We start from the raw sequence: 4,869 nt of genomic DNA on the forward strand, positions 1-4,869 counted from the left end.
AAACAGCTCTTCTGGGACCATCAGCTAACTCCTATTCAGGGCACGACCGCTCCACAGCATTCTACCCCCTACCCACTCGATCTGACGAGGAGCCTAATGAAGGGACAAGACCATCCAGAAAATAGGCGAGCGTAGCGATTTTGTCAGTGTATTATGGACTGATGATTTCACGTCGCTTTGCAAAAACGATCGATAAAATAGGTTGCTATGGAAAGCCGGTTTGTGCTGTTATTATTATTCATGGGTCAGATTCTATCTGGTAAACAAAGGGAGTCTTTTTATGCACAAGTTTCTTTCATTTAACCACTTCATTACGCCGGAACTCATCCAGATATTGTTTTTCATTCTGGTGATTGCCGATTTCATTTCCGCGATTGGTGCGGGCTTTAGTGTCGGCGGATTTTGGGGTTTCGTCATCGGCGTAGCTTATTTGGTGCTGGCCGTGATATTGAGCCGGGTGTTTTGCGAGCTCTTAATAGTGGTATTCAAAATCAATGAAAACCTGGCCGCATTGCGTGAGGACAAGGGGATTTAATTTTGTGGCTACTTCCCAGGATTAATCACCAGATTCACCGGGCGTTCCCTAACCACTTTCTCCAGAGGCTTACCCGACCATGGGCGGGCTTCTGGTCGGTGGTTGTTACGCATAGCCTGACTATTCTGGACCATTACGCCCAGAAATTGTTCTGGTTTTTTTGGGCGGTGGCCGTTACCGTTTATTCTTGGACGCATTTGGGCCAGCCCCGCATATCATTTGTGCAGCATTTGCTGATATGGGTCGAAATTTTGGGGTTTACCCTGCTCGTAGCGGTTCCCGCTCTTCGGGCACTTTTCTCCGACATGATCCCGTCGCAGGCCGCGTATGTAGTGTGGTTTGGACGATTTCTCTACCGATTTTCCCAGCGTCTGGCACTTTTGAGCTTCGGTATCCTGGTGCTTTCCTGGGTTGGGGACAGGCTTTATCGGGAGGCCATACACCATCCACAGAACTTTTTGCTTTTTGTCCTGGCCCTGTACATTGTCGATATCCTGAATCGCTTGATGCGCAATCCGGCATCTCCATCACGGCGGGATCAATTTGATCCCTTGATCGATTATGCACTTACCCGTCCGACACTTTCCGAACAGGACGTTGTGCTGGTTGCGGCGCATGAAGCGGGGCATGCACTGGTCTTTGCCGCATTGGGGCAGGCCTATCTTCCATCTACTTTCCGCGTTCAGGTGCGGTATCGGATGAATGAGGCGGGTAGCCTGGGTGCGGTTTCTGCCTATGTCGATGGCAACCTGCTCCAAGAAAGAGTTTTTGCGGAATGGTTCATGATGGTTTTGTTGGCCGGACAAATCGGCGAAGCGTTGCTTTGCGGAAAATACACGCTGGGTAGCACGAGTGATAATAATCAGTGGATACATGAAGCGAAAACGGTTCTTTCTGGTCAATATTATGGCCTGTTTTACACGGATCCGCAGAATGCTTTTGAACATAGCCATAATCAGCAAATGCTCCTGGATTTGCATGGCGCACAGAGTCAAACACTCCGGCAATTTTTTCAGATGAACGCCGATGTGCATCAGGTATTGGCGGAAACATTGCGCGCTTCCCGAACCTTATCTCGGGAGGCCCTGCTGCCGCTCCTGGAAAAAGTCCGGTTTCCAGAGGGCTTTCCACTGCCTTACGGTACGCCTGAATTTTAAGCGGTCGCAGGATGAACGGACGGCTTGCGGATGAGCCTTTGAATGCCCTGTTTGTTGGTTATGTTAGGATGATCTTATCGATTGAGATGTTTAAGGCTTGAGGTGTGGACGACAAGAACCCTGCCGTACGTGATTTTAAAGCGCTGGTTGCGGAGTATGTGAACAATTACGGGATGTCTATCGGTGAATTGCGTCGGCAACGTCCGGATGTTCATAATGAATTCATGTCGAGCGTGGAAGTGATTATCCGGAAAATTCTTCATCATGAATATCCCTCGTCCGATTCCAATTCCACTAGCCAGGATAGTCAGGATGGTGAATCCGCACCACTGGATGGTCCTGCCGCATAAATCAAGGAGCAAAATCCATGGGGAATATCCTCATCATCGACACCGAAACCACCGGTTTCACCGAACCCGTAGAGCCGATTGAAATTGCCTGGGTGCAGCTGCAGGCGGAACCGATGACGGATCTTGAGGCGGCTTGCACCGTGGTGGAATCCTTCGAACAACGCTATCAGCCCAGCGGACCCATTGCTTTCGGTGCCATGGCGACGCACCACATCACGGATGAAGACCTGCTGAATTGTCCGCCTCCCGATGATTTTGTCGTGCCCGCAGAGACGGCCTTCCTGATTGGTCACAACATTGATTACGATTGGAACGTGATTGGACAACCGGATATTCCCCGCATTTGTACCCTGGCCTTATCCCGTCGCCTCTGGCCGGATGATTTGGGGCATTCTCTCGGGGCGATGATGTACCGGCTGTTAGATAAGGAAAAAGCCAAGTCCCTGCTGCAGGACGCTCATTCTGCTTACTATGATGTACTGATGACGCGGATTCTTCTGCAAAAGATTCTGGAGAAAATGCCGAAAGTCCGGACCTGGCAACGCTTGTGGGAAGCCTCTGAACGCGCCCGCATACCGGTCACTATGCCTTTCGGTAAGCATAAGGGCTTACCCATTGGGGAGTTGCCAGATGATTATTGCGAATGGCTCTTTAAGCAAAGCGATATGGATCCTTACTTGTTAAAAGCCTTGCGTATGCGTGCCCAAAAAGGGCAGGGTTCTTTTTAAATGCAGGTGGTTATTGTTGTCAGGTGAAAGAAGGCGCGTATGTGTGAATCATTTTAAGACGTTGGTTGATGCATGTGTGAACTGTTGCAGGATGTCCATTGCGGCTTGTTTAGTCGTAAAAGATGTTCATGCTTTGGCCGTTACCTTGCTCACTTAGCTGATGGACGTTTTGGTTCGAATATGGTTTTATTCTATTTGTTTGCGATCTTATAACGTGAGGATACTTTTATGTCCATAAACATTCAATCTGATGCCTCTGTTCAGGAAGAAAAGGCCCGTTTACAAGCCCTGAAGAAAACACACCAAAGGCTGTTCACCCCTTTTTTTGCTGTGTCAGTTATCGGTTTTTTTATTCTTTTTGGGAGTATCTTTTTTAACTACTGGATTCCTAACAGCACGCGTGATGGCCTTCTAGCTGTGCTCTACATGCTCAATGTTTTGGCTACGATGTTTTTATTTTTCAGAATGGCTGCCTGTGATCTGTACCTTGAACAGCTTGATCCCATTGATGATGTACGTTTTTCTGAAGTAGTGAAAGCTGTGGAATCCTGTCCAGATCTGGTTGAACCGTTCTGCAAGGCCTATCAGCAGCGTGGATATATTTTGCAGGGTGATTATCGGTCTTTCATGCGTGCTGCACAGGAGCAATCGCTCCATGATTCGCACATCCACTCCGAAAATTCTGCGCGTCTTTTGTGCCAATCTTGCTCTGACACCGGGCATCTTCCGTCCTGAAAACTTCTGTACCATACTCATTGCTATGGTGTTATCTAAAGATCAATCAACAACTTTAGTTTTGCCGTTGCTCTTATGGCATAAAAAATGAATAAAAAGGTACTCGTATGTGGGGACTCATAGCGGGCCTGGTCAGTTATCCGGCGTTCGCCTGGGCTGGGCATCGCCTTTTGCAACATTTCGACTGGAAACCCGGGTTGTTGCGCGTTTTGATGGTCTTTTTGATGGCCACACTCTTGTCTTCCGCCTTGGGTAGTGGTGTTTCGTGGATCGTGACGCCACCAGGGCAGCAAAGCACGCAAACGGTGTTGGAACGTAGATTAAATAACCTTCTCGCGGATGAGTTGGCTTGTTTTTCCCATCCTGAAGGGGCCGCTTGCCAATCTTTCCTGCACCAGCGTGACGCGCTAGAGCATGCCTTATTAGGACACGCATCAGGAAGTTGAACCCATGCGTGAACGGTGTTTGCCATAGATTGTCGTGGTGCTCTTCAGTATCCAGGTAAACCGCGATCGGTCACAAATAGTCTGCATTTTTTGGTGTATTATGGGTAAGTAGTCTTATTTTTAACTACCACCATTTGTTTACAAGAGGTCTATTTATGACACACGACGAAACAAATCCTGCCCAGATCGAGTCCCAGGATACCACTATTGCCAGCATTGCTACGGGCGCCGCCTTGCGCATTACCTTGATTGGTGATTACCCACGCATACTGAAACGCTATGTGGACTTGCTGAAGAATATTATACATCACGCGGCTATTCTGGACCGCCTCTTTACCGAGCATGCAGAACGTCTACAGCAGATCAGCGACACTTACAACATTGCCCGCGTCTACGGCAGCAACTACATCGTTGCCAACAACCAAGCCACGGAATTCGATATTTTGGAAAGCACACTGATGGGTTCCCCTTTGCCCAGCACCGACATCGACGCCATTTTGCAGCGTTGATTTTCTCCCGACTGTCTCTGGTTGGCCGTTTTTATCAACCCAAGTAACCGTCCTCTTGGAGGTTTTATGCTGATCCTGAACTTGGCTGCATTTTTCCCCACATTCGTGCTCTTGGCCTTTCTTCTTTTTGGGTTCTTCGGCATGTTTGCTGCGGCGATCATTACCTCAGCATACAGGGTCAGCCAGGGCATGTGGGGCAATTTTTTGCCCTGGCGGCATTACCTCCGTCCATGGGTTATTGCGATCTTTTTGCTTTTCTGTCTTTTTGCTTTCGGGGGAAGCTATCTGTTGTATGTCCGCACGGCAACGCCTGCGCCTGCAGCATGGTTTTCTCGCCTTCCACAAGCTGAAAAGAAAGCGGCCATCAAAGATATCCAGCAGTATCCTGGGCATAATATGTCGATACAGC

General features: G+C 48.7%; 8 protein-coding genes. All 8 read left to right on the plus strand.

The window, feature by feature from the left end:
* The first annotated feature begins 280 nt into the window (after positions 1-280).
* Complete coding sequence (locus AC2VLY_RS12845; protein ID WP_486893656.1) at positions 281-535, plus strand: DUF4282 domain-containing protein; 255 nt, start codon at positions 281-283, stop codon at positions 533-535.
* Between the two features lie 2 nt (positions 536-537).
* A complete protein-coding gene (locus AC2VLY_RS12850; RefSeq protein WP_486893655.1) occupies positions 538-1,692 on the plus strand; it encodes a hypothetical protein in 1,155 nt (384 codons plus the stop codon).
* A 104-nt stretch (positions 1,693-1,796) separates the two neighbouring features.
* Positions 1,797-2,042 carry a hypothetical protein gene (locus AC2VLY_RS12855; protein WP_486893654.1) on the plus strand — a complete coding sequence of 82 codons (246 nt, stop codon included), beginning with the start codon at positions 1,797-1,799 and terminating at the stop codon, positions 2,040-2,042.
* Positions 2,043-2,059: 17 nt separating this feature from the next.
* Positions 2,060-2,770: a putative quorum-sensing-regulated virulence factor gene (locus AC2VLY_RS12860; protein WP_486893653.1), complete on the plus strand. Its 711-nt coding sequence runs from the start codon at positions 2,060-2,062 to the stop codon at positions 2,768-2,770.
* Between the two features lie 228 nt (positions 2,771-2,998).
* A complete protein-coding gene (locus AC2VLY_RS12865) occupies positions 2,999-3,505 on the plus strand; it encodes a hypothetical protein (RefSeq protein ID WP_486893652.1) in 507 nt (168 codons plus the stop codon).
* Positions 3,506-3,612: 107 nt separating this feature from the next.
* Complete coding sequence (locus tag AC2VLY_RS12870) at positions 3,613-3,951, plus strand: hypothetical protein (RefSeq protein WP_486893651.1); 339 nt, start codon at positions 3,613-3,615, stop codon at positions 3,949-3,951.
* 155 nt (positions 3,952-4,106) lie between these two features.
* Positions 4,107-4,460: a hypothetical protein gene (locus tag AC2VLY_RS12875; protein ID WP_486893650.1), complete on the plus strand. Its 354-nt coding sequence runs from the start codon at positions 4,107-4,109 to the stop codon at positions 4,458-4,460.
* 66 nt (positions 4,461-4,526) lie between these two features.
* Positions 4,527-4,869: hypothetical protein (locus tag AC2VLY_RS12880; protein ID WP_486922409.1), on the plus strand; the 343-nt coding region annotated here is incomplete at its 3' end.

This window comes from Acidithiobacillus sp. TH-A36, from assembly GCF_057473445.1.